General features: G+C 70.1%; 21 protein-coding genes and 1 other RNA gene. 5 read left to right on the forward strand and 17 right to left on the reverse strand.

All coding sequences use genetic code 11. The annotated features are described in order from the left end of the window. Window positions 1-164 precede the first annotated feature (164 nt). The 6 genes from ACNPQM_RS30815 to ACNPQM_RS30840 all read right to left on the reverse strand — a co-directional run bounded on the left by ACNPQM_RS30815 (window position 165) and on the right by ACNPQM_RS30840 (window position 7,523). Window positions 165-446: an HU family DNA-binding protein gene (locus ACNPQM_RS30815; protein WP_003968811.1), complete on the reverse strand. Its 282-nt coding sequence runs from the start codon at window positions 444-446 to the stop codon at window positions 165-167. A 414-nt stretch (window positions 447-860) separates the two neighbouring features. Further along, window positions 861-2,297, reverse strand: a complete 1,437-nt coding sequence (locus ACNPQM_RS30820) for an NAD-dependent malic enzyme (protein WP_418086542.1) — start codon at window positions 2,295-2,297, stop codon at window positions 861-863. A 433-nt stretch (window positions 2,298-2,730) separates the two neighbouring features. Next, window positions 2,731-5,130 carry a HelD family protein gene (locus ACNPQM_RS30825; RefSeq protein WP_418086543.1) on the reverse strand — a complete coding sequence of 800 codons (2,400 nt, stop codon included), beginning with the start codon at window positions 5,128-5,130 and terminating at the stop codon, window positions 2,731-2,733. Window positions 5,131-5,290: 160 nt separating this feature from the next. Further along, the gene (locus ACNPQM_RS30830; RefSeq protein WP_418086544.1) at window positions 5,291-6,208 is read right to left on the reverse strand and encodes an anti-sigma factor family protein; all 918 of its coding nucleotides are present in this window, start codon (window positions 6,206-6,208) and stop codon (window positions 5,291-5,293) included. Continuing rightward, complete coding sequence (locus tag ACNPQM_RS30835; protein WP_418086545.1) at window positions 6,205-6,792, reverse strand: sigma-70 family RNA polymerase sigma factor; 588 nt, start codon at window positions 6,790-6,792, stop codon at window positions 6,205-6,207. The genes ACNPQM_RS30830 and ACNPQM_RS30835 overlap by 4 nt, the downstream gene beginning before the upstream one ends. A 119-nt stretch (window positions 6,793-6,911) precedes the next feature. Next, window positions 6,912-7,523 (reverse strand): CGNR zinc finger domain-containing protein, encoded by a 612-nt coding sequence (locus tag ACNPQM_RS30840; RefSeq protein ID WP_418086546.1) that lies wholly within the window; start codon window positions 7,521-7,523, stop codon window positions 6,912-6,914. 114 nt (window positions 7,524-7,637) lie between these two features. On the opposite strand from ACNPQM_RS30840, the gene ACNPQM_RS30845 reads away from it, so the two are divergent. Further along, window positions 7,638-8,180 (forward strand): GNAT family N-acetyltransferase, encoded by a 543-nt coding sequence (locus ACNPQM_RS30845; protein WP_418086547.1) that lies wholly within the window; start codon window positions 7,638-7,640, stop codon window positions 8,178-8,180. A 30-nt stretch (window positions 8,181-8,210) separates the two neighbouring features. On the opposite strand, the gene ACNPQM_RS30850 is transcribed toward ACNPQM_RS30845, so the two are convergent. Beyond that, the gene (locus ACNPQM_RS30850; protein ID WP_418086548.1) at window positions 8,211-8,774 is read right to left on the reverse strand and encodes a GNAT family N-acetyltransferase; all 564 of its coding nucleotides are present in this window, start codon (window positions 8,772-8,774) and stop codon (window positions 8,211-8,213) included. Window positions 8,775-8,983: 209 nt separating this feature from the next. On the opposite strand from ACNPQM_RS30850, the gene ACNPQM_RS30855 reads away from it, so the two are divergent. Then, window positions 8,984-9,544: a DUF1772 domain-containing protein gene (locus tag ACNPQM_RS30855; protein ID WP_418086549.1), complete on the forward strand. Its 561-nt coding sequence runs from the start codon at window positions 8,984-8,986 to the stop codon at window positions 9,542-9,544. A 101-nt stretch (window positions 9,545-9,645) separates the two neighbouring features. On the opposite strand, the gene ACNPQM_RS30860 is transcribed toward ACNPQM_RS30855, so the two are convergent. From ACNPQM_RS30860 to ACNPQM_RS30870, 3 genes are all read right to left on the reverse strand, one after another. Further along, window positions 9,646-10,926 (reverse strand): acyltransferase family protein, encoded by a 1,281-nt coding sequence (locus ACNPQM_RS30860; protein ID WP_418086550.1) that lies wholly within the window; start codon window positions 10,924-10,926, stop codon window positions 9,646-9,648. Further along, window positions 10,923-13,049, reverse strand: coding sequence for a bifunctional polysaccharide deacetylase/glycosyltransferase family 2 protein (locus ACNPQM_RS30865; protein WP_418086568.1), 2,127 nt, complete (start codon window positions 13,047-13,049; stop codon window positions 10,923-10,925). The genes ACNPQM_RS30860 and ACNPQM_RS30865 overlap by 4 nt, the downstream gene beginning before the upstream one ends. A 66-nt stretch (window positions 13,050-13,115) precedes the next feature. Then, a complete protein-coding gene (locus ACNPQM_RS30870) occupies window positions 13,116-13,781 on the reverse strand; it encodes a hypothetical protein (protein WP_418086551.1) in 666 nt (221 codons plus the stop codon). Between the two features lie 349 nt (window positions 13,782-14,130). Here ACNPQM_RS30870 and ACNPQM_RS30875 point away from each other — a divergent pair, with 349 nt between their 5' ends. Beyond that, window positions 14,131-14,421 carry a hypothetical protein gene (locus ACNPQM_RS30875; protein ID WP_358859317.1) on the forward strand — a complete coding sequence of 97 codons (291 nt, stop codon included), beginning with the start codon at window positions 14,131-14,133 and terminating at the stop codon, window positions 14,419-14,421. 34 nt (window positions 14,422-14,455) lie between these two features. On the opposite strand, the gene ACNPQM_RS30880 is transcribed toward ACNPQM_RS30875, so the two are convergent. Further along, window positions 14,456-15,421 carry a LysR family transcriptional regulator gene (locus ACNPQM_RS30880; RefSeq protein WP_358859318.1) on the reverse strand — a complete coding sequence of 322 codons (966 nt, stop codon included), beginning with the start codon at window positions 15,419-15,421 and terminating at the stop codon, window positions 14,456-14,458. 132 nt (window positions 15,422-15,553) lie between these two features. On the opposite strand from ACNPQM_RS30880, the gene ACNPQM_RS30885 reads away from it, so the two are divergent. Then, window positions 15,554-16,765, forward strand: coding sequence for an MFS transporter (locus ACNPQM_RS30885; RefSeq protein WP_358859359.1), 1,212 nt, complete (start codon window positions 15,554-15,556; stop codon window positions 16,763-16,765). Between the two features lie 87 nt (window positions 16,766-16,852). Here ACNPQM_RS30885 and ssrA read toward each other — a convergent pair. The 5 genes from ssrA to ftsE all read right to left on the reverse strand — a co-directional run bounded on the left by ssrA (window position 16,853) and on the right by ftsE (window position 20,735). Further along, window positions 16,853-17,222, reverse strand: a transfer-messenger RNA (tmRNA) gene (gene ssrA / locus ACNPQM_RS30890). A 97-nt stretch (window positions 17,223-17,319) separates the two neighbouring features. Then, window positions 17,320-17,808, reverse strand: a complete 489-nt coding sequence (gene smpB / locus ACNPQM_RS30895; RefSeq protein ID WP_358859319.1) for an SsrA-binding protein SmpB — start codon at window positions 17,806-17,808, stop codon at window positions 17,320-17,322. Window positions 17,809-17,826: 18 nt separating this feature from the next. Continuing rightward, window positions 17,827-19,035, reverse strand: a complete 1,209-nt coding sequence (locus ACNPQM_RS30900) for a S41 family peptidase (protein ID WP_418086552.1) — start codon at window positions 19,033-19,035, stop codon at window positions 17,827-17,829. Window positions 19,036-19,104: 69 nt separating this feature from the next. Beyond that, window positions 19,105-20,022 (reverse strand): permease-like cell division protein FtsX, encoded by a 918-nt coding sequence (gene ftsX, locus ACNPQM_RS30905; protein WP_418086553.1) that lies wholly within the window; start codon window positions 20,020-20,022, stop codon window positions 19,105-19,107. A 23-nt stretch (window positions 20,023-20,045) separates the two neighbouring features. Further along, window positions 20,046-20,735: a cell division ATP-binding protein FtsE gene (gene ftsE, locus ACNPQM_RS30910; protein ID WP_418086554.1), complete on the reverse strand. Its 690-nt coding sequence runs from the start codon at window positions 20,733-20,735 to the stop codon at window positions 20,046-20,048. 269 nt (window positions 20,736-21,004) lie between these two features. Between ftsE and ACNPQM_RS30915 the strand changes: the two genes are divergently transcribed. Continuing rightward, on the forward strand, window positions 21,005-21,205 hold the full coding sequence (locus ACNPQM_RS30915; protein ID WP_418086555.1) for a hypothetical protein: 201 nt from the start codon (window positions 21,005-21,007) through the stop codon (window positions 21,203-21,205). A gap of 106 nt (window positions 21,206-21,311) precedes the next feature. Here the strand turns inward: ACNPQM_RS30915 and ACNPQM_RS30920 are convergent. Further along, a partial coding sequence (locus ACNPQM_RS30920; RefSeq protein ID WP_418086556.1) for an LPXTG cell wall anchor domain-containing protein occupies window positions 21,312-21,676 on the reverse strand: 365 nt, incomplete at its 5' end.

The raw sequence follows: 21,676 nt of genomic DNA on the forward strand, positions 1-21,676 counted from the left end.
GACGCTGTTGGTGACCAACAGCGTCGGGCTGCCCCCGGGCCCCCGTTTTCATTCGCCGGAAGGGTCCGGCGGCCGCCGAAGGGCTCAGGGCCGCTTCTGCGGGCGGTACGACGGAGGGCGGTCACCCTGGTCGGGGTGACCGCCCTCCGTCGCGCCTACGGGGCCTACTTGCCCTTGGCGGCTTCCTTGAGCTTCGAGCCCGCGGAGACCTTCACGCTGTAGCCGGCCGGGATGTTGATCGGGTCGCCGGTCTGCGGGTTACGAGCGGTGCGAGCGGCACGGTGGGTGCGCTCGAAGGTCAGGAAGCCGGGGATGGTGACCTTCTCGTCGCCCTTGGCGACGATCTCACCGACGGTCTCGGCGAGCGCGGCCAGCACGGCGTCGGCGTCCTTGCGGGTCACCTCGGCACGGTCGGCCAGGGCGGCCACCAGCTCACTGCGGTTCATGTTGTTACTCCCGTGTTCTTCTTGCCTGTGAGGCGTGAGATCGAAGCCGATGCTGCCAGGGCCCTCGGACAGTCCCCGAAACCGGGTCTGTCATTAGACCTCGCGCCTTGTGGGGTCTCCCCTGGACGTAGTCCTGAGGAAGCATCCTGCCCCCACCTGCGGCGGGAAAGCCAATCCGGCACCCTCCGGAGTCACACGAAAAGCGCCACTGCCTCGTCGTGGTGACGTTCCGTCGACTCCCTGAAGCGGTCCGCAGCGGTTGCGGACCTCTGCGGGGCTCGCTGCCCGCCCACCCTAAAGGGGTGTTTGGGGTGCCGCGACACGCGACGCGCCGTCGGTCAGGCCGACGTGGGGGGCACCGCGGCCGTGGGCGACGCCGGCAGGGGCCGTGGCGGGTTCTGTGAGGGGTGGGGTTCAGCCGAGGTCCCCCGGGCCCGTCACAGCGCCCCCGACGCCCTTCGCGGCGTTCCGGACGGCTCCGGCCACCGCTCCCGCGACCCTCTCGTTGAAGACCGACGGGATGATGTAGTTGGCGTTCAGCTCGTCCTCGGCGACGACGTCGGCGAGGGCGCGGGCCGCGGCCAGCATCATCTCCGTGTTGACCGTGCGGGACTGAGCGTCCAGCAGACCGCGGAAGACGCCCGGGAAGACCAACACGTTGTTGATCTGGTTCGGGAAATCGGAGCGGCCGGTGGCGACAACTGCTGCGGTCTGGCGAGCGATTGCCGGGTCCACCTCGGGGTCCGGGTTCGCGAGCGCGAACACGATCGCGCCGTCCGCCATCGCCGCGACGTCGTCGCCGTCCAGCACGTTCGGAGCGGAGACGCCGATGAAGACGTCGGCGCCCACGACCGCCTGCTTGAGGGTGCCGGTCATCGACTCGGGGTTGGTGTTCTCGGCGATCCAGCGCAGCGGCGAGTCGGCGTCGGCGGAGAGCAGGTCCTCACGGCCGGCGTGCACCACACCGTGGATGTCGGCGACGACAGCGTGCTTGACGCCCGCGGCGATGAGCAGCTTGAGGATGGCCGTACCGGCCGCTCCGGCGCCGGACATGACGACCCGCACGTCACCAATTCCCTTACCCACCACGCGCAGTGCGTTGGTCAGCGAGGCCAGGACGACGATCGCGGTGCCGTGCTGGTCGTCGTGGAAGACGGGGATGTCGAGAGCCTCGCGCAGCCGTGCCTCGATCTCGAAGCAGCGGGGCGCGGAGATGTCCTCCAGGTTGATGCCCGCGAAGCCGGGGGCGATCGCCTTGACGATCTCGACGATCGCGTCGGTGTCCTGGGTGTCGAGGCAGATCGGCCAGGCGTCGATGCCGGCGAACCGCTTGAAGAGGGCTGCCTTGCCCTCCATGACCGGCAGGGCCGCCATCGGGCCGATGTTGCCGAGGCCGAGCACCGCGGAGCCGTCCGTCACAACTGCGACGGAGTTGCGCTTGATGGTGAGACGGCGGGCATCCTCGGGGTTCTCGGCGATCGCCATGCAGACCCGCGCCACACCCGGGGTGTAGATCATCGAGAGGTCGTCACGGTTGCGGATGGGGTGCTTGGACGCCATCTCGATCTTGCCGCCGAGGTGCATCAGGAACGTACGGTCGGAGACCTTGCCCAGCACGACGCCCTCGATGTCGCGCAGACCTTCGACGATCTCGTCCGCGTGCGAGGTGGAGGAGGCCGCGATGGTGACGTCGATCCGGAGCTTTTCGTGACCGGAAGCGGTCACGTCGAGGCCGGTGACCGAACCGCCGGAGGACTCCACGGCCGTGGTCAGCTGGGAGACTGCTGTGCCGCTCGCGGGCACCTCCAGCCTGACCGTCATCGAGTACGAGACGCTGGGCGCCGTTGCCATGGCCGAGTCCTTCGCTTTCCCTAGCTTCATTGCCACGCGGCCGGGGCGTTCGCCTCGGACACGCTTCCCGATATTCGCACCTACTGATGAGTAGCCGGTAATGACTGCCGCGTTTCGGAAAGTAGTTTCCACCATACGAGATAAGAGGTGCTGAGCGGAACCCCCCACCGGGGGGACGGACACGCCAGGGCCGCAAACGAGAACAGACCCGCGCCACCGGAAGGTGACGCGGGTCTGTCTTTTCACGTGAGCGGCACCGACCCGCCATGCTCGCCTCGCGGCAAGTGGTCGCTCGTAGCGACGAAGGTTGGGCCCGGGGGCTTGGATCGAGCCGGTGCCGACACCAATCTAACAAAGACCCCGGAAAAGTGATTCCCCCATCTCGGGTCGACTTCTCCCCGCCGGTCCACGCCCGCCTCCGCCCGCCTCCGGCTCAGTCCCTCAGCAGGTCCGGCACACCGTCCTCGTCGGGCAGGTCCCGCTCCCCCGACACCACGGTCAGCTGCTGCGTCGCCCGGGTCAGCGCCACGTACAGCACCCGTAGACCGGCCGGTGACTCGTCCGCGATCTCGGCGGGCGAGACGACCACCGTGGCGTCGTACTCCAGGCCCTTCGCCTCCAGACTGCCCAGCGCCACCACCCGGTCGCCGAGCTCCGCCAGCCACTTCTGGGCCTGCGCCCGCCGGTGCATCGCGACGACGACACCGACCGTGCCGTCCACCTCGCCGAGGAGCCGCCTCGCCTCCTCCCGTACGGTCCCGGCCGGATCGCCGTCGCGCAGGGCCACGAAGCGGGGCTGCACGCCCGTCGAGCGGACCGCGGCCGGGGACTCCATGCCGGGCATCGCGAGCGCCAGCACCTTCGACGCGAGCTCCGCGATCTCCGCCGGGTTGCGGTAGTTCACGGTGAGCGTGAAGTGACGGCGCGGGCGCCTGCCGAGTGCCTCGTCGCGCGCCTGAGCCGCCTCGTCCGGATCCGACCAGGAGGACTGCGCCGGGTCGCCGACGATCGTCCAGGTGGCCGTCCGTCCGCGGCGGCCGACCATGCGCCACTGCATGGGCGTCAGGTCCTGTGCCTCATCGACGATGACGTGCGCGTACTCCGTGCGTTCCGCCGCGAGCCGCTCGGCCCGCTCGCGCTGGGTCTCCTCGCGCTGCGGCATCAGCTCCTGCAGACCGGAGAGCTGGTCCAGCGGATCGAACTCGCGCTTCTTCTTCGGCCGGTGCGGGGTGCCGAGCAGCGTGTGCAACTCGTCGAGGATCGCCACGTCGTGCACGGACAGGGGGCCCTGGCCGGCGCTGTCCAGCCGCTTCAGCGAGCGGGCGAGGCGGCGCACCTCGCCCTGGTTGAGGACCCGACGCGCCCACCGGCCGAGCCGCTTCTCGTCGGCCATCGCGGCGAGCACCCCGCGCGGGGTGAGCTCGGGCCACCAGGCGTCCAGGAACTGCAGGAACGGCGTCTCGGTGGAAACGTCCTCGTCGAAGGAGGTACGCAGTTCCGCGGCGAGTTCCGGGTCGGTGTAGCGGCCCCGGCCGGAGGACTTGTTCCACAGGGCGTCCAGAAGCAGCCTGCGGGCACGCGGGCGCAGCAGGTTGACCGGGGCGGTGCCGCCGAGGACGGACTGCCGGATGCGGTGCAGCTCGTCGGCGTTCAGCTCCACGCGGGCACCGAAGGCGACGACGCGCAGCCGGGTGGGGGTGGTGAGGGGCGCGGCAGCCCCGTCCCCGGACTCGTCGGGCTCGCCGAACGACAGCTGGCCGTCCTGCTCGTTCTGCGGCGCACCCGGGGTCCGCGGCTGTTCCAGCGCCCCGCGGGCCGCCTTGCGCAGCACCTGGAGCATCCGGGAGGAGCCCTTGATCCGCGCGACGGCCGGTTCGTCGTACGTGGTGGCGCCCTCGACACCCGCCGCCTCGTCGGAGAGCGAGCCGACCGCGCGGATCGCGACCTGCCCCTCCTCTCCCAGCGAGGGCAGCACCCCTTCGGTGTACGCGACGAGGAGCGGGGTCGGCGAGACGACGAGGATGCCGCCCGCGTACCGCCGCCGGTCCTGGTAGAGCAGGTACGCGGCGCGGTGCAGGGCCACGGCGGTCTTGCCGGTGCCGGGACCGCCGGAGACCTCGGTGACGGAGGCGGCGGGCGCCCGGATCACCAGGTCCTGCTCGGCCTGGATGGAGGAGACGATGTCCCGCATGGTGTGGCTGCGGGCCTGGCCGAGCGCCGCCATCAGCGCACCGTCACCGATCACGGGCAGCTTGTGGCCGTCCTTGTACGCGGCCAGCTCCGGGCGCATGAGGTCGTCCTCGACCCCGAGGACCTTGCGGCCCTTGGAGCGGATGACCCGGCGTCGCACCACCCGGCCCGGATCCTTCGGCGTCGACCGGTAGAACGGCGCGGCGGCCGGTGCCCGCCAGTCGATGACCAGCGGTGCGTAGTCGGCGTCGAGGACCCCGATCCGGCCGATGTGGAGCGTCTCCGCGATGTCGGCGGTGCTGTCGTCGCGTACGGCGTCGTCGGCGGGTTCGACGGAGGTGTACGCGCCGTCCGGACCGCGCTCACCGTCCTTGCCGAGCAGCAGATCGATCCTGCCGAAGAGGAAGTCCTCGAACTCGCTGTTCAGCCGGTTGAGGTGGATCCCGGCCCGGAACACCTGGGCGTCGCGCTCGGCGAGCGCCCCCGGGGTTCCGACCTGACCGCGCTTGACGGCATCGTTCATGAGGAATTCCGCCTCGTGGATCTTCTCCTCGAGGCGGTGATAAACACGGTCGAGATGTTTCTGCTCGACACCGATTTCCCGGTCCCGCAACGAATCGACAGCGGCATCCTGCGCGGCCACCGAGGCCCCCTTCTGACGTGCATTGGGCAGCCGTCAACCTTATGCGAAGGAGGCCCGCCGCGCATCTGCGGCGGGCCCCGATCATGCGCGTCGCAGGTATCGATTGCGCGTCGGACCCCGATGGCGGGTGCGTCCACGGCCCGATTTCCTGCTGCCGTCCCTACACGTCGATGTCCACCAGCCTCTTGCCGTCGAAGGTCCGCACCTCGAAATGGTCGATGTCGGCGCGGTCCATCGCCGCGCCGCCGTGGACGTAGAGCGGGTACTTCGCGGACGGGTGCGTGGAGTCCTCGATGCCGTAGCCCCACTTCGGGACGGACCAGGAGGTGACGACCTCCTCCTCGCCGCTCCTGGACACGGCGATCAGGCTGCACTTCTGCGGACCCCTGACGTTCCTGAGCTCCAGCACCGCGTGCGTGCCCCACGCCTTCTTCTCCATACCGACGGTGGCGGCGACCTCGGTGGTGGGGTCGGTCGCCTGCACCTTCTCCTGCATGTGGTGGAAGAACGCGTCCTCGGCGGGGCTGGTGGGGTTCGGGTCGGCTGCCTGGGTCGGGCCGCTGTCGCCGCCGGTGGCCATGACCGCGACGACCGGACCGCCGATGATCAGCGCCGCTGCCGCCGCCACCAGATACCTGCCGCGTCGCCTGCGCCGGGCCCGTTCGGCCGCGACCTCGTCGACCAGCCGGTCGAGCACCCGGGGTGCGGGCGGCTCCGGGACGTACGGGACGGGACGGGCGCCCGGCACGGTGGCGGGGGCCTCGGCGAGCATCGCGAGCATGGGTTCCATCCCGGCGAACTCGTCGAGATGGGCGGCGCAGAGCGCGCAGCCCGCCAGATGTGCTTCGAAGGCGGACGCTTCGGCGTCGTCCAGGATGCCCAGGACGTACGCACCGGCGGCGTCGTGCTCCGGCCCTTCCGCCGCCGCGCCGGAACCGGAACCTCCGAAGCCATCGGGGCCGCCGCAGCTGCCCGGACCGAGGGGGAACACGGGGCGGCCACGCGGACCTGTGGGGCCGGTGGGGCTGGAGGGACCGGTCGGCCGCGGCCCGAAAGGCTCCCACTCGTGGTCGCTCATGCCGTGATCCCCCTCTCTTCGAGTGCGAGCTTCATCGAACGCAGTGCGTAGAAGACCCGGGACCGCACCGTGCCGCTGGGTATGCCGAGCACTTCGGCGGCCTCATTGACCGTACGTCCCTTGAAGTAGGTCTCGACCAGCGCTTCCCGATGGGCAGGGGTCAAATCGTCGAGCGCATCCGCGAGAGTCATCAGCCACAACGCCTTGTCGATCTCGTCCTCCGCGGGAATGACCTCCAGCGGCGACGGATCGACCTCGTGCGGCCGGACCTGCCGGCTGCGGTGGCCGTCGATGACGATGCGCCGTGCGACCGTCACCAGCCAGGGGCGGACAGAACCGGTCGCCCGGTTGAGCCGACCGGCGTTCTTCCAGGCACGGATGAGCGTTTCCTGCACCACGTCCTCGGCCCGCTGACGGTCGCCGGCGACGAGGCGGAGCACGTACGCGAGCAACGGTGCGGCGTGTTCGCGGTAGAGCGCCCGCATCAGTTCCTCGTCCGGAACGGCGGAGGGTGACGGGGGCGGTTCACTGCGATGTCGAGCCCTGTGCGGACGGTCATCGGCCACGGCCGCATCCTTGCGCACCCGAACCTCCCGTTCGAGACCTGTAGAGCTCCTCGGTCATCGAATACGGAGGCGGGCCGCGATCCATTCAAAGCCGTTCGAGATTTTTACGTGGACACGATGTACCTGTGCACGACGGTTCACGCGGACACGTCCGCCGGGGCCGTGAGCGCCGCCGCCCGCCGCCGGTGCCGGGCCACCCGCTCCCGGTTCCCGCACACCTCGCTGGAGCACCACCGGCGGCGCCTCCCCCGTGACGTGTCGAGGTAGAGCCGTCGGCAGGTGCCGCCCTCGCAGCGGCGGAGCCCGGCCCGGGCCTCCGGGTCCGTCAGGAGTTCCACGACGTCGCGGGCGATGGCGGCCAGCAGCGCCCCGCACTCGGGCTCGGCACTGAACGCCCGTACCAGAACACCGTTCCCGGTGCGCACCGCCCGCAGTCCCGGCGGCGGCGCGGCGGCGAGTTCATTGACCCGCTCCAGCACGCCCTCGGCGCCACGACCGCCGAGCTCGGCGGTCAGCAGCCGGTCGACGCCCGTCCGCAACAGGCGGAAGTTCAGCAGCCAGGTGTCGTCGACGGCGTCGAGACATGTGCCCTCCGGTACGAGTCCGGCGGCCACCAGCCAGTCGGCGAGCCGGTCGGTCCCGTCGAGCAGTTCGCAGGCGCCGGAGGTTCCGATCCCCGTCGCCACCAGGTCCAGGCAGAGCCGCCCGGAGTCGAACCGCCAGTCGCACGAGCCGCTACCCGACACCATGCGCATGTCACCGCCTCCGGAGTTCGCCGGTGGGAGCCACCACCAGAGTGCCCCTCGGCGGCCCGGCCCGTAACCCCTCCAACCGCCGCCGAACTCCCCGCGTACGGTGGGGGCATGAGCGACGATCTCCGCGCGGCCGCCTTCTCGGCCGGAGCCCTGCTGCTGCGACCCTGGAGCCAGGACGACATACCGGCGCTGGTCGAGGCGTACCGCGATCCGACGATGCGCAACCGGCTGTGGCATGTCGTGACAAACGAGGCGGAGGCGGAACGCTGGCTGCGGATGCAGGCCGAGGGCCGGGAGACCGGCACCCTGTTCAACTTCGCCGTCGTCGACACGGAGCGCGGCGACGAGCTGGTCGGCAATGTGGTGCTCAAGTACCCGCACCCCGGATCCGGTTCGGCCGAGGTCGGCTACTGGACAGCGGTGTGGGCGCGCGGGCGCGGGATCGCCCCGCAGGCGGTCGAAGCGCTCACCGGCTGGGCGTTCACCGCCTTCGCCGAGGACGGCCTTCGACGGCTCGAACTGATCCACCAAGAGGACAACAAGGCGTCGTGCCGGGTCGCGGTCAAGTGCGGATACGCCTTCGCGGAGATCCTCCCGGCCCGCGCGCCATGGCCGCTCGACGGGCATCTGCACGTCCGGCACGCGGCGTAGACCGGCCGGGAGCGCGCAGCGCCGACAAACTCAGCCTGCCGGCGGGCCGTCGTGCAGGATCCGCTGGAACAGCCGGTGGTCCCGCCACTCGCCGTTGATGTGCAGATAGCGCGGAGCCGTACCGAACTCCTCGAAGCCGCACTTGGTGAGCACCCGCTGGGATGCCACATTGTCGAGTACGGTCCCGGCCTCCACCCGGTGCAGCCGCAGCTCGTCCCTGGCCACGGTGCAGATCCGCTGCACGGCGGCGGTGGCCAGACCGCGTCCGGCGTACGTGACATCGACCCAGTAGCCGAGCACAGCGCTGCAGAACGGCCCGAACACGATGTTGGAGAGCGTGAAACCGCCGACCGCACGGTCCTCGGCGTCGGCAATCACCCAGGGCATCACCCGCCCCGCCTCACGGTCCGCCAATATCGAGGCCAGGCGCTCCCGCTGGCCCTGCTCGGTGTAGAAGGTGTCGGGCCGTACGGGTTCCCAGGGCTGCATGTACGTACGGCTGCGAGTCAGTGCGTCGGCGAGCGAGGCGGCGTCGCCCGGGGTGGCGGGACGGAGTCGTACTTCCGCGTCGAGCCGGTGAGTGTCATGGATCATCCCCGCACGGTAGCCCGGCGTGACTCCGGCCCGCACGACCGCGCTCACCCCCAAATCCCTTCACGACGCCGGTTTCCGCCGGTCGTTCCGCTCCCGCATCCGTTGCGGTCCGCCGCGCCGGCCGTCCCGGGTCCGTCCTGGACGCCCGCGTATGGAGCTGCGCGTCTGAACGATGGAGCGCCGCCGCCCACGCGACTTCACTGGAAGACATGACAACCACTCGTCCCACCAGCAGCCTCCACCACCTCGTCCTCGGCGGCGCGGCCGTCGCCACCGGCCTGGTCGCCGGCGCGTTCCAGGTCTTCTCGTACGCGGTCATGCCCGCGCTCGGCCGCAGCGACGACCGGACGTTCATCGAGGTCATGCAGAACATCAATGACGTCATCCAGAACCCGGTCTTCTTCGCCGGCTTCTTCGGGGCGCTGATCCTCACCGGCGTAGCCGCCTGGCAACAGCGCCACTCCCCCGGCCCCCGCCGGTGGATCCTCGCCGCGCTCGCGGTGTACGCCGTTGCCTTCCTGCTCACCTCGGGGGTCTCCGTCCCGCTCAACAACGCCCTTGCGGACGCGGGGAATCCGGCACGGATCACCGATCCCGCTGCCGTGCGGGAACGGTTCGAGGACGCGTGGGTCGCCTGGAACGCCGTGCGGGCCGTCCTGTGCACCGGCGCGCTCGCCCTGCTCCTGCGCGCCTCGGTCCTGATGGCCCGTCTGCGTCCTGAGGAGCCCGCATACGTGACGTCCGCAGCCGGGTCCAGCGCCGGCTGGTAGCCGCGCTTGACGGCCGTGGGTCCGATGCCCGGGCCTGCCACGGCAGTGTGGGCAATCTTGCTCTCACCGGACCGGCGGCGGCCCGGTGAGGAGGGGGACGGTCACCGCGGGGCCGGTGCCTTCCTCCGTCTCCTGGACGCACCGGTCGACCTCCTGGACGCACCGGTCGGCCACAGCCGGGGGCTGCGCTTCGCCGCGACGTCCTCGACCCAGCCGACCGCGAGGATCATCAGCGCCAGCAGCGGCCAGACCAGGAACAGCATCAGTTCCGCGTACGAGTCGCTTATGTACGTACCGAGGTGATCACCGACCCAGGGGACGGTCCACAACTGGTCGATGAGCGGCGAGGTCGCCATGATCAGCAGGTTGTGCCAGAGGTAGATCGTCACCGCACGGTTGTTGGCGAGGGTGATCAGGCGGTCCAGGCGGGCCAGCCTGCCGGGGAGCTGCTGCCAGGACGGTGCGTACTGGAGCAGGATCGCGCAGAAGCCGAGTGACCAGGTCGCCTGGGCCAGCGGGATCTCGTCGAGATTCCAGCCCTCCTCCGTCAGATGCGCCGAGGCCCACCAAAGTCCGAACGCCATCGTGAGCGCGGCGAGCGAGACCGCCAGATAGCGCGGGATCTTCTTCAGCAGCCCGTCGTGGTGGGCGAAGCCGAGAATCCAGCAGGAGCCGAACACCGCGAAGTCGACGATCCCCTCGCCGGTCTCCCCGGGGACGGTGACCAGTCCGGTGCCGAACACGGCGGTGAGGCCGAGCGGGGCGAGCAGCGTCGGCCAGGGCATCCTGCGGAAGGCCTTCAGCAGCAGCGGCGAGGCGAGCACGAACCAGAGGTAGGCCCGGATGTACCAGAGCGGGCCGACGGCCTGGTCCGCCCAAGACACCTCCAGGAAGCCGCCCGCCGATCCGCTCTCCCAGGGATACGGCGGAGCGCCGACCGGAAGGAGGTAGCAGCCCAGCTTGATGAACCACCAGATGCCCTCCTCCTTCACGGGCTTCCAGCCGAGGGCGAACATGACCGGGACGACGACCGCGGCGAACGCCCACATCGGGGGCAGCAGACGGCGGAGCCGGGCGCGGACGACAACCGGGGCGGGGCGGTCCAGTGACCGTGCCATCAGCGACCCCGCGAGGGCGAACATGACCCCCATGGAGGGGAACACGACCGTCAGCCAGGCCCAGCCGAAGATGTGGAAGACGACGACACGGACGAGGGCGACGGCGCGCAGCAGGTCGAGGTAGCGGTCTCGGCCCGGCCTCTTCGGGGCGGGCGGGGCGGTGGCCTCCGACGACGGTGCGGCGGACTGTCCCGGCACCGGCACCGGCACCGGTGCCGGGACCGGGTGGGGCGGGGGGAATGCGGGGGTGTAGTTGCTCGTCATGCGACGGGCCTCCGATCGTTGACACGCCTGCGCTGGCTCACGATCACGCCGGGTGCTTCCACCACTCCGGTACGGCGCAGCTTCTGCCAGCGCAGCCGGCCGCCGGTCAGTGCGGTGATCCAGGACTGGAGCAGCACCACGTACATGAGCTGCCGGTAGAGGATCTGCTGGAGGGGCAGCGAGATCAGATGCGTCATGCGTTCCCGGTCGAGCCGGAAGGCGTACCCGGCGCAGACGGCCTGCACCGCGAGGACGCCGAGCCAGGCGACGACGGTCTTCTGAGTGGGGCCGAAGACCAGCCCGTACAGCAGGAAGACATCGATGAGGGGCGCGAGCAGCGGGGCGACGACCATGAACAGGGCGACGAACGGCAGGCCGACGCGCCCGAAGCGGCCGGACGGTCCGCGTTCGATGACGGCGCGGCGGTGCTTCCAGATCGCCTGCATGGTGCCGTACGACCACCGGTACCGCTGCGACCACAGCTGCTGTACGGTCTCCGGCGCCTCGGTCCAGGCGCGGGCGTCCTCCGCGTAGACGATCCGCCAGCCGTCGCGGTGCAGCGCCATCGTGACGTCGGTGTCCTCGGCGAGGGTGTCCTCGCTCATGCCGCCGATCCGGTCCAGCGCATCGCGGCGGAAGGCGCCGACCGCGCCGGGGATGGTGGGCATGCAGCGCAGCATGTCGTACATCCGGCGGTCGAGGTTGAAGCCCATCACATACTCGATGTGCTGCCAGGCACCGATCAGCGAGTCACGGTTGCCGACCTTGGCGTTCCCGGCGACGGCGCCCACCTCCGGGTCGGCGAACGGCTGGACGAGTTGGCGGACGGTGGAGGGTTCGAAGACCGTGTCGCCGTCCATCATCACGACGATGTCGTGACGGGCGTGTGCGATGCCATTGTTGAGGGCGGCGGACTTTCCGGCGTTGCGCTGGCGGATGACGCGGACGTTCGGCAGCCGCAGCGCCTCGACGATGTCCGCCGTGCCGTCCGTGGAGCCGTCGTCGATGACGACGATCTCGATGGGGTGGTCGCTCGCCACCAGGGAGCGCACGGTGTTGGCGATGCATTCGCGTTCGTTGTACGCGGGTACCAGCACCGAGACGGGGCGGGTGTACGCGGGTCCCCGGCCGAAGTCCCGCCCTCGGACCTTCCGGGTGTGCAGGTAGGACAGCAGCAGCATCAGGCCGAAGCGGATGAGGACGAGCACCCCGATGAGGGCGAGCCCGACCACCAGCACGTCGGTGAGGTTCTCCGAGAGGCCGACGGCGTACACGAACGCCTTGCCCTTCCACAGCGCGAGCCCGGTCACGGGGGTGTGCGCGCTGGGGGCACCGAGAGCGGTGGTGAGGTTGGTGAACGTGTAGCCCTGCTGCTGCATGCGCGGGAGGAACTCGCCGAGCGCGGCCACGGTCTGGGACCGGTCGCCGCCCGAGTCGTGCATCAGGATGACGGCGCCCTTGCCGTCCTTGGGCGTGGCCCGTTCGATGATCGCGGGGACGCCGGGGCGCTTCCAGTCCTCGCTGTCGGTGTTGTTGACGACGGTGAGGTAGCCGCGGGCGCCGATGTACTGGGTGACCGGCCAGGAGCTGTTGTCCATCGCGTCGGCGAACGACGAGTACGGCGGCCGGAACAGGGACGTGCGGATACCTGCCGCGCCCGCCAGCACCAGCTGGTTCTGGGACAGCTCCCAGTCGATACGGGAGTGGGACTGGTAGGAGAGATCGGGGTGGTTGAAGGTGTGCAGCCCGACCTCGTGCCCCTCCTCGACCATGCGGTGGACGAGTCCGGGGTAGCGCGATGCCATGGTTCCCGTGACGAAGAAGACGCCGTGCGCGCGGTACTTCTTCAGCTCGTCGAGGACCCGCGGGGTCCACACCGGGTCGGGGCCGTCGTCGAAGGTCAGCACGATCCGGTGACCGGGGACGGTCAGCGACTTGGCGGGCGCGGTGGCGCTCCGGGCATCGATGACCGGACCTCCGTCGAGGATTGTGTCGGGCACACGGTCCGTGGCCGCCGGGGCCTGAATGCGGTGGTCGGCGAGGATTTCGCTGTGCACGTAACCGCGCAGCATCAGCATGGCGAGCAGGGCAACGAGGAATACGGACGGCAGCAGATAGCGCATGGGAAACCTGTGCCGCCTGTTCCGCTTCTGTCGGATGTGCCTGCCCCGCGAGGCGGGGGTGGTCATCTAGTGGGTGCCTTCTTGCTCTTCCACGGGAGGATCCGGGGACTGGGTGGGCTGGGTGGGCGACGGCGTGGGGCCGGGGTCGACGGGCGGCGTCGTGGTGGCTGCGGGCGACTCGGGGGCCGATGTCGCCGGGCGGGGCTTCGTGCCGCCGCCGGTGCCACCCGTGTGGGTGGCACCGACGGTGGGCTTCGACGGGGCCTTGGTGGACGCGGACGCGGACGGGGCGCTGGACCCCGCACTGCCCGAAGGCTTCGCGCGGACGTCGGTCACCGGATCCGCCACCGTGGCGCCCGGTGCCCCGCCCACCGGCACGACCGTGGGCGCGCTGCCCGACGGAGTGGGCGGCACCCGGACCTCTTCCGCCTTCTTGTGCTGTTTCTGGCCGGAGAGCGGCAGCCACGGCGCAGTGGAATTACCGCTGAGCAGGGCGACGACCAGCGTCACCGCGTAACAGGCGCAGACTGCGGCAAGGACCCAGCCCAGACGCCTGAACGTCTTGCTGCGCCGGCCGCTCTCGTCGACGAAGACCGGACCGTCGGAGCCTTCGGGGGCTCCCGGCTCGACCGCGAGCTCGGAGAGCTGACGCCCGAGACCGTCGCGCTGGACGGTGACGTCGTTCCATTCGTGCGTGTGCCCGGACCGGGCACCTTCACGCCAATTTTCCACGGATGTAGGCACAACTCCCACTCGGATAAACGGGCGCGCACGTTTGAGCCGGTCTCGTACCGGCGAACCGGGCCCCCACCCAGTCCGCGCGCCCCTCAGCACCTTGCACCCGGAGGATGAATGTGGTGCACGAAGCTGACGAAAATAGCCCTGAAAGGGTGATGCTCGCGGTGCGAGATGTACCGTTTTCACACGGCCCGGGACGGTCGACAGGCCCAAAACTGCACGCCCGATCCATGTTTATCCGTTCGGGAGTTGATGGATCGTCGGGCAACCAATCGGCCAATCGGCCCCTCCTCCCGGACGAGTGTTCCTATCGTGCGGGCACTTCACGAGAATCGAGAACGGCATGTCGGTCATCCTCATCACGGTCGGCCTCGCGGCCACCTTGTCCGGCTGCGCCGCGGCAGTCCTGCGATGGCTGCCTCCGTGGCTGTCCGGATACGTCGCACGTCCCCGGGCCTGGGGGATCGGCATGGCCGGCATCGGCCTCTTCGCCCTGGCTCAGGTCCCCTCGCTGCGTGAGCGCATCGAGGACGCGGGACCGGTGGCTGCCGCCGTCCCGTTCGTGGTGCTCGTCGCCGGACTCGTCGGCCTGGCGTTCTCCGGCGGCCGTCGCCGCAGCCGCCCGACCCGCTGAGCCGCCTCCGGGCCACCCCTTCACCTCTGCGCCATCAGTTCTGCGACATCAGTGCCAGATCGCCCTCGGGAAGCCAGCTCCCGGCGGGTGCCTCCAGCCCCCGTTCCGCCGCCGTCACCCTCGCCGCGACCCGCCGCAGCGCGTCCACCCCCGGGTGCTTCAGCCCCTTGCGCCACACCAGCGACACCGGTGACAGCGGTACGGGGTCGACCAACGGCCGTATGACCATCCCCGGCACCTCGATGAACTCGGTGCTCGCCAGCACCGACCAGCCCTGCTTCCGCACCACCCGGACGAACTCCTCCTCCCCCACGATCTCCGGGAACGGGGCCACCAGTTCGATCCCCCGCCCCGCGAAGAGCCGCTCCGCGAGGTCGGTCCACTCCGCCGTGGCCGGGTTGCCCGCCGCCGCGTACAGCCGCTCCCCCGCCAGCGCCCCCATCGGGACCTGGGCGAGCGAGGCCAGCGGATGGTCGTCGCGCAGCAGGACGGTCAGCCGTTCGAAGCAGACCGGCTGATGCGCCAGCCCCGCCCGTACCGCCGGATCCAGCCCGGCGACCCGGCCGAAGGAGACGTCGAGCCGCCCGGCCAGGATCTCCGCCGCCGCCCCCGTCAGCCCGCTCAGATAGCGCGCCACGAACTCCACTCCCGGTGCCTCGTCGCGGGCCAGGCCGAGCAGTCGGTGACCCGTCCCGATCGGGACGCTGACGTCAACCAGCAGCGGGCGCGCCTGCACCGCCCAGGCGGCGCGGAGGTCCTCGTGGGCGGCGATCACCTGGCGGGCCTGGGGCAGCAGCCGTTCGCCGTCGGGTGTGAGGGAGACCTGGCGGGTGCTCCGTACGAACAACTCCGCACCGAGCCTGCGCTCCAGTCTGCGGATGTCGCGGCTGAGTGCCTGCTGGGCCAGGTAGAGCCGGGCTGCGGCACGGGTGAAGTGCAGCTCCTCGGCGACGGCGACGAAGGCGCGCAGCAGCCGCGGATCGATGTCGGCTGAGGTCACGGGCCCGAATTTACAACACAGGTGCGTGAATGGGTGCGGAGCAGGTGTTGGACCGCCCGGGCCGGCCACCGCGAAGGTTGAGCCATGCCGTACGACACTCCCACCACGCCCCTGCATGCCGTCTCCGGAGGCATGCTGGTGATCGCCCCGCGGGCCGGCGCTCCCGTCCGCCGCGCCTCCACCAACCCGTACCGCCGACTGCTCGCCACCCCCGGCGCCCGCGCCTTCACAGCGGGCAATCTGATCGCCAGGCTGCCGATGGGCATGTTCAGCGTCAGCGCGATCGTCATGATCGCCGGGTCGCGCGGTTCGTACGCCCTGGCCGGGGCGGTCACCGCGACCGGGCTCGCCGCGACCGCCGTGGTCGCGCCCTGGACGGCCCGGCTCGTCGACCGGTACGGCCAGGCCCGGATCGCCGTGCCGGCCACCGCGATCGCCGTACTCGGCTCGCTCGCGCTGCTGCTCTGCGTGCACTACGACGCCCCGGCCTGGACACTCTTCGCCGCCTACGCCGCGACCGCCACCACCCCCAACACCGGCGGCATGTCCCGCGCCCGGTGGGCCCATCTGCACCGCGGCGACCCGGCCGCCCTGCACACCGCGAACTCCTTCGAACAGGCCGCGGACGAGCTGTGCTTCATGCTCGGCCCGGCCCTCGCCGCGTTCCTGTGCGCGGCGCTCTTCCCGGAGGCCGGGACACTCATCGGTGCGGTGCTGCTGATGACGGGCATGCTCATCTTCGCCGCTCAGCGCGCCACCGAACCCCCGGCGGCGCCCGGCACACGGGCCGGTTCCCCGCTGCGCACCCGGGGCATGCCCGCACTGCTCGCCGCCTTCCTGGCCACCGGCGCGGTCTTCGGCGCCATGGAGGTCGTCACGATCGCGCACGCCGGAGGCGCGGTCCTGGCACTCCAGGCGGGCGGCTCCTGCGTGGCGGGACTGCTGTACGGGTCGCTGCGCCCGGCCGTGGACATCCGGCGGCGGCTCCTGTGGTGCCTGGCGGGGATGACGGCGCTGATGTCCCTGCCGCTGCTCGCCGCCGCCTCGGCCGATTCGCTGCTTGCGCTGGCCGGAAGTCTGCTGCTGGCCGGCGCGGCGACGGCGCCGACGATGGTCACCGGGATGACGCTGGTGCAGCGGCTGACCCCCGAGGGTCAGTTGAATGAGGGCATGACGCTCTCCGTCACCGCGCTGCTGGGCGGAATAGCGGCCGGTTCGGCGACCGGCGGCTGGATGGTCGAGCACGCCGGGACGGTCACGGCGTACCTGGTGCCGGTGTGCGCGGCGGGGCTGGCCCTCGCGGTGGCGGCGGCCGGGATCCGCGTGCGCGGGAACGGCGCGTGACCCCGCACCGGCGCGAGGGCGCCGTACCCGCACACAGAACGAGGACCCCGCTGCCGGTGGGCAACGGGGTCCTCGTTCACATGGGAATTGTGGAGATGGCGGGAATCGAACCCGCGTCCAACGGTGCAGAATCAGGGCTTCTCCGTGTGCAGTTCGCTGCGCTTTTCTCGGCCCCGGAAATCACGCGAACAAGTCTCCGACGGGCTCAGTCACTGTTTGATTTCCTTCCAGGCCCCGTGACCGGGCCTAGAAGTTTAGATCCCTTGATGATGCCAGGATCCGGGTCGGGATCACCCCCGGGCTGACACTTCGCAAGTCGCTACTTAGGCAGCGAGGGCGAAGGAATCGCGCTTGGTGTTGGCGATTATTGGTTGCGACATATGGTTTACGAGATCATTGCCGCTTCCTCGACACGCTTCCCCTGCTTCGACATCCGCTGTCGAAACCGATCATCCCCATGTTGTTTTTTCAAATGCGCGCACCCGCTGTGGAGTGCAGTGCCATCGTACGTGACCAACGTGCGACGGTGCCAGCCTATTCCGGGCCGGCCCCGCTCAGGCGCTCCGCTGCCGCCGCCGGGCCGCCGAGATCGCGCGGTTCGTCTCGCGCAGGTCCTGCTTCTCCCGCAGCGTCTGCCGCTTGTCGTACTCCTTCTTGCCCTTGGCGAGCGCGATCTCGACCTTGACCCGGCTGTCCTTGAAGTACAGCGCGAGCGGCACGATCGTGTGCCCCGTCTCCTGCGCCTTCGACTCCAGCTTGTCGATCTCGGCCCGGTGCATCAGCAGCTTGCGCTTGCGCTTGGCGGAGTGGTTGGTCCAGGTCCCCTGCACGTACTCGGGGACGTGCACGTTGTGCAGCCACGCCTCGTGCCCGTCGATCTGGACGAAGCCGTCCACCAGCGAGGCCCGGCCCAGCCGGAGCGACTTGACCTCGGTGCCCATCAGTACGAGACCGCACTCGTAGGTGTCGAGGATGTGGTAGTCGTGCCGCGCCTTCTTGTTCTGCGCGATGAGCTTGCGCCCTGTGTCCTTTTCCTTAGCCATAGTGTGGCCATTTTCGCACTACGACCCGCCCCCGAGGCCACTCAATACTGTCTCGGCCCGCCGGAGGGCCCGGGAGCTGACCACGAGATCCGGGGTGATGCCGCGGCCGTCGACGCTGCGGCCCGCCGGCGTACGGTAGTGGCCGACGGTCAGCTCGGCCACCGAGCCGCCCGGGAGCTTGCTGGGCATCTGCACGGACCCCTTGCCGAAGGTGCGCGAGCCGACGATGACGGCACGGCCCCGGTCCTGGAGGGCTCCGGTCAGCAGCTCGGCCGCGCTCATGGTGCCGCCGTCGACGAGGACGACGACCGGGCGGTCCGTGTCACCGCCCGGCGTGGCGTAGAGGGCGCGCTGCACGCCGTGCACGTCGTAGGTGGCGACCAGTCCGCCGTCGAGGAATCCGGAGGCGGCGACCGCCGCCTCGGTGACCAGCCCTCCGGAGTTGCCCCGGAGATCGAGCAGCACCCCGGCGCCCGCCGGTGCGTCCCGGACGGCGTCACGGATCCTGGCGCCCGAGCCCTTGGTGAACGAGTCGACCTTGATCAGTACAGCCGCGGAGGAATCGGAACGGTCCGGTCCAAGATGCTTCGCCCCGAGCCTGCGGACCGTGACGGCCTCGGTGGTGAGCCGGGCCCGGGTCAGCGTCAGTGTCCTGGCCGGGCCGGTGACGCCGCGCTGGACCACCAACACCACGGCGGTGCCCACGGCAGCGCTCGTACGGTCCCCGCGCAGCAGGGCGACCACCTCGGAGACGGGGCGCCGGTCGATCCGGCGTCCGTCGAGGGTACGGAGCAGGTCGCCGGGCTCGATGCCGGCCAGGTCGGCGGGGCCGCCGGGCTGGACCCGGGCCACCGCGACCAGTCCGTCGGCGGATCGCTTCGCGGCCAGGCCGACGCCCGTGTAGGAGCCGTCGAGGGCCTGCTCGAACTCCTCGTACTCCCGCTCGTCGTACACCGCGCCCCAGCGGTCCCCGCTGCGGCTGACGACCGCCTCGGCCGCCTCCGTACTCGACTTGCCGTCGGCCATCGCCTCGGCCGCCGCGGCGGCAATCTCGTCGCGGTCGACGGTGGAGGCGACGGAACGGGCCTTCATCGCCGCGGCCCTCTCCTCGTCCTGCGGCAGCGACCCGGTGGCCGCGGCCGTGGCGAGGACGCTCGCGAAGACCAATGTCAGGGCCGCCCCGCGGCCGAAGCCGCGGGGCGGGAGACGATGCGTAGGGCCCGACATGGCGACGAGTCTAGGACAACGCCCCGAGGGCGCACGGCGGGTTGGGCCGCACGCCCCACAGGGCTCATGTCACACCTTGAGGTACTTGCGGAGCGCGAAGAGCGCGGCAACGGCAGGCATCAGCAGACCGATCGCGAGGACCAGCGGCAGCTTGGTGAAGACCGCGTCCCAGCCGATGAAGTGGATCAGGTTGAGCTTCGACTCGAGCGCCAGTCCGCCGTCGATCAGGAAGTACCGCCCGGCCAGCAGCATGACGCAGGCGAGCGCGCCACCGATGAGACCGGCGAACGCTGCCTCCATGATGAAGGGCATCTGGATGTAGAAGCCGGAGGCGCCGACGAGCCGCATGATGCCCGTCTCGCGGCGCCGGCTGAACGCCGAGACGCGGACGGTGTTCACGATCAGCATCAGCGCAATGACCAGCATCAGCGCCATCACGAAGAGCGCGGCCACATTCATGCCGTTCATCAGACCGAAGAGGTTGTCCAGGATCCCTCTCTGGTCCTGAACCGACTGCACCCCGTCACGTCCGGCGAAGGCGGTGGCGACGACCTTGTACTTCTTCGGGTCGTGGAGCTTGACCCGGTACGACTCCTGCATCTGGTCCGGCGTGATGTTGCCGGCCATCGGCGAATCGCCGAACTGCTCCTGGTAGTGCTTGTACGCCTGGTCGGCCGACTCGTACGTGACCGTGTCGACGACCTTCATCTTGTGGAGGTCGTCCTCGATCTCCTTCTTCTGCTGCGCGGTGACGGCGCCCTTGGCGCACTTCGGCACCGACTCCGCGTCGCTCTTGCTGCAGAGGAAGATCGAGACATTGACCTTGTCGTACCAGTAGTCCTTCATCGTGCTGACCTGTTCGCGCATCAGCAGCGCGCCGCCGAACAGGGCGAGCGAGAGGGCGACGGAGACGACGACCGCGAAAGTCATCGTGAGGTTGCGACGGAGGCCGACGCCGATCTCCGACAGGACGAACTGGGCGCGCATGGCGTCCTTTCAGTGCTCGGTGCTCAGTGCTGGTAGCCGTAGACGCCGCGGGCCTGGTCGCGTACGAGACGGCCCTTGTCCAGCTCGATGACGCGCTTGCGCATCTGGTCGACGATGTTCTGGTCGTGGGTCGCCATGATGACGGTGGTCCCGGTCCGGTTGATCCGGTCCAGAAGCTTCATGATGCCCACGGAGGTCTGCGGGTCCAGGTTGCCGGTCGGCTCGTCCGCGATCAGCATCATGGGACGGTTCACGAACGCCCGCGCGATCGCCACGCGCTGCTGCTCACCACCGGAGAGCTCACCGGGCATCCGGTCCTCCTTGCCGCCGAGCCCGACGAGGTCGAGGACCTGCGGAACCGCCTTGCGGATCTCGCCGCGCGGCTTGCCGATGACCTCCTGGGCGAACGCCACGTTCTCCGCAACGGTCTTGTTGGGGAGCAGACGGAAGTCCTGGAAGACGGTGCCCAGCTGGCGGCGCATGTGCGGCACCTTCCAGTTGGACATGCGCGCGAGGTCCTTGCCGAGGACGTGGACCGCGCCCTGACTGGCGCGCTCCTCACGGAGGATGAGTCGCATGAAGGTGGACTTGCCGGAGCCGGAGGAGCCCACCAGGAAGACGAACTCGCCCTTCTCGATATCGAGCGACACATCCCGTAGAGCGGGACGGCTCTGCTTCGGGTAGGTCTTGGAGACGTTGTCGAATCGGATCACGGATGCACCACGGTCGGCCGGGAGTAGGTGTGCGTGACCATACGCGAACCGGGCTCAGCCGTGCAGGCGCGCGTCCCGTGATGGGCGATTTATGGCGGAACGGAAACGGGTGAGGGCGCAACCGGAACCGGAACGGACCGGGCGTTCCCGGGCGGGCCGCGCCGAATTCCGCGCGACCTGGCACAGTGGAGGGGGAACGGATGCGTTTCCAGGAGCGTTGTGCGGAGAGAAGGCGTATGCGGCTCCGCCGCGCGGGAGGAGGAAAGCGCATGACCTATGACCGACTGGTGTGCGCAAACTGCGCGGCGCCCGTCAACGAGGGCCGATGCCCCGTATGCCGGGCCAGCCGCGCACGGCTGCAGCAGGATCAGGGCCAGGGAGCGTTCGCGGGGCTGAGCCCGGCGATGCTGGTCGCCCTGCTGGTGGTGCTGGTGGGCGCGCTGGCGCTGCTGGCGCACCAGACCGTGTAGCTGCCCGCAGCCGCCCGTACGGCGGGAGTGAGAAGTACGCGGAAGGGCCCGGGGCGCATGCCCCGGGCCCTTCTGTGTACGTAGGTGTACCTGGCAGCCAGAGGCCTCAGGCGACCGTACGGCCGTTCACCAGACGCGGCAGGATCCGGAAGCCGATGCCACCGGCGATCATCGTCGCGGCGCCGACCAGCAGGAACGTGGTCTCAGCCGCACCGGTCTCGGCGAGCTCGTCCTTGCCCTTGCCCTGCTCGACCGGCTGGTTGCCGACCGAGTCGGTGTCGGTGTTGTCCGCGCACACGGTGCCGTCGAGGTCGACGGTGCAGCCGCCGCCGTCGCCACCGGTGCCATTGCCGCCATTGCCGTTGCCACCGCCGTTGTCGGCCGCGCCACCGTTGCCGTTGCCACCGCCGTTGTCGGCCGCACCGCCGTTGCCGTTGCCACCACCGTTGTCGGCCGCACCGCCGTTGCCGT

It is taken from the genome of Streptomyces sp. NPDC056231, assembly GCF_048270745.1.
Taxonomy (GTDB): domain Bacteria; phylum Actinomycetota; class Actinomycetes; order Streptomycetales; family Streptomycetaceae; genus Streptomyces.